The sequence below is a fragment of the Mesorhizobium sp. M1A.F.Ca.IN.020.06.1.1 genome (genome assembly GCF_004023265.1).
Taxonomy (GTDB): Bacteria; Pseudomonadota; Alphaproteobacteria; order Rhizobiales; family Rhizobiaceae; genus Mesorhizobium.
This window is the reverse complement of record NZ_RZSR01000983.1, coordinates 1-2154: the sequence shown is the minus strand read 5'-3', so window position 1 is coordinate 2154 and position 2154 is coordinate 1. Positions and strand designations below refer to the sequence as shown.

Sequence of the window (2154 nt, the reverse complement as noted above, 5' to 3'; positions counted from 1 at the left end):
CTCGTGAAGTGATCATGGCGCATTTTCGTCCGATGCTTGCTCGCCACGACATCACCGAGCAGCAATGGCGCGTGCTGCGCGTGCTTGCCGAGACCGGTCCGCTGGAAGCGACCGAGCTCGCCAACCGCGCCTCGATCCTGCCGCCCAGCCTCACCCGCATCATCAAAGCACTGGACGAGCGCGAATTCATCACCCGCAACAAGGTCAAGGATGACGGCCGCCGCGCACTGCTCGCCATCAGCCCGGCCGGCGTGGCGCTGATCGAGGAGCTGGCGCCCGAGCGCACCGCCATCCACGACGCCATCGAGAAGCGTTACGGCGCCGAGCAGCACGAACGCCTGCTGGACATGCTGGAAAGCCTGATCGAGTCGGAGTCAGCGCCAGACTGACCCGACTAGCCACCGAAACTCCCCAGCGCGCTGGGCTGCATGTAGTTGCGCCCGACATAGGGTCTTGCTTCTGCCGTGTGGACCTCGAAGCTCTCGACCGCGCATCGCATGGTGCACGCCATCAATGCCGGCGTCGTCCAGGTCAACACCTATGGCGGCGCCGACATCACGGTACCGCTCGGCGGCTTCAAGCAGTCCCGCTTCGGCAAAGACAAGTCGCTGCACGCGATCGAGAAGTACACCGACCTCAAGACGGCGTGGATAGCGCTCGGATAAGCTCCCCTCGAGGGGAGGGTGGCCGGACTTTTGGAAATGCTCGCCCAAGCCGGCACGGCCGGTGTCGGCGCCTGGTTGCGCCAAGGTATACCCGATGCGACTGTGCTGGGTCGCCGTTATCGACGCTTACGCGAGGCCAATCTGATGCTCCTGGCTGTCCATCATGTCGCAATCATCTCCAGTGACTATGAGACCTCCAAGCAGTTCTACACGAACAAGCTCGGTTTCGTCGTTCTGGCCGAAAACTGGCGCCCCGAAAGGCAGTCTTGGAAGTGCGATTTGCGTCACGGTCCCATCCAGATCGAACTGTTCAGTTTCCCTGATCCGCCAAGCCGGCCCAGCAGGCCCGAGGCCTGTGGATTAAGGCATATTGCATTCTCGGTCGCCTCGGTCGAGGCAACAGCCGAGCTGCTTCGGTCGCGAGACGTCGAGGTGGAGCCCATCCGAACAGATCCATACACGGGACGATTGTTTACCTTCATGGCCGATCCCGATGGACTGCCGATCGAATTTTACCAGGACGCTGTTTGACGGTGAGGAATTCGGCCGCGAAATCCGCCGGTTGCGGAACGCGAAGCGACTGGTGGAGGAGGCAGATGATGAAGTCAGGCTCGGAGAAGCTGGGGCACGACGCCAGCTGCCATCGGGACGGCGTCGGCAGCACCTAACCATCTTCGCCGCAACGGGGAAGATGAGTCATGCCTCGCCGGTCAGCCGCGCCGAGATGAGCCTCGCCGCCCTGATCGCCGCCTCGCCCGGGGGCCGCCACCGCATCGTCTACGCGCGAGACAGGGGAGGCGATGGACAGCGTGCCGATCGGCTGGCCGTCAGCGCCGAGGATCGCCGCGCCTATGCTGTGCACGCCATCCTGGTGGGTGCGCGCCTGACGATGAACAGGGCAACGCAACGTTAGACAAGACACCAACTTTTCAGCGGCTGGAGCTACACCAGCGCGCCGCAAACAGGTATCTATCGTCGCGACATCATGCTTCGGGGGTCATGAGGGAGCGGCTTGCAGCTGGATTTGAAAACAATCGAGGCGCTCGCGCCCGACCAGGCTTCGCTGGGCGCCGCCGCCAAGCTGACCAAGCGGTCCAACTGGCCCCGTCTCGAGACAAACGAACAGCTGGGCCTCATCTGGGGCGAATGCCAGGGCTCGGGAGCGAATCCCTACCGCGTCGCATTCGATGCCCGCGACCACGGCTACAAATGCACCTGTCCATCGCGAAAATTTCCGTGCAAGCACATACTGGGGCTGATGTGGATCGGCGCCACCGCGCCCGCCAGCTTCGATCGGGTCGACCAGACGCCGGAATGGGTCAATGACTGGCTCGGGCGGCGCCGCAAGTCGGGCCAGCCGCCGACGCCGGCGCCGGCAAGCGCGGAAAGCAAAAGCATCGACGAGGCGTTGCGGCCCGAGCAAAGCGCTGCCGTAGAAGACGCCGCGGCCGCCGAGCGCCGCGAGGCGGCGCAGCGCAAGCGCGCCGAG

4 protein-coding genes and 1 pseudogene are annotated in these 2154 nt (G+C 64.2%); all 5 read left to right on the top strand.

What is annotated here, in order from left to right; genetic code table 11:
• Positions 1-389, top strand: a 389-nt coding sequence (gene hpaR / locus EOA60_RS29895) for a homoprotocatechuate degradation operon regulator HpaR (protein ID WP_128312397.1), incomplete at its 5' end; no start/stop codon positions are given.
• A gap of 60 nt (positions 390-449) precedes the next feature.
• Positions 450-665, top strand: a pseudogene (locus EOA60_RS29890) (aldehyde dehydrogenase family protein); the annotation flags it as partial.
• Between the two features lie 18 nt (positions 666-683).
• Positions 684-1196, top strand: a complete 513-nt coding sequence (locus EOA60_RS29885; protein ID WP_245502646.1) for a VOC family protein — start codon at positions 684-686, stop codon at positions 1194-1196.
• 160 nt (positions 1197-1356) lie between these two features.
• Entirely contained in the window at positions 1357-1578 is a 222-nt protein-coding gene (locus EOA60_RS29880) for a hypothetical protein (RefSeq protein WP_095823881.1), read from the top strand.
• Positions 1579-1689: 111 nt separating this feature from the next.
• The coding region (locus EOA60_RS29875; RefSeq protein ID WP_245502645.1) for an SWIM zinc finger family protein at positions 1690-2154 on the top strand (465 nt) is incomplete at its 3' end.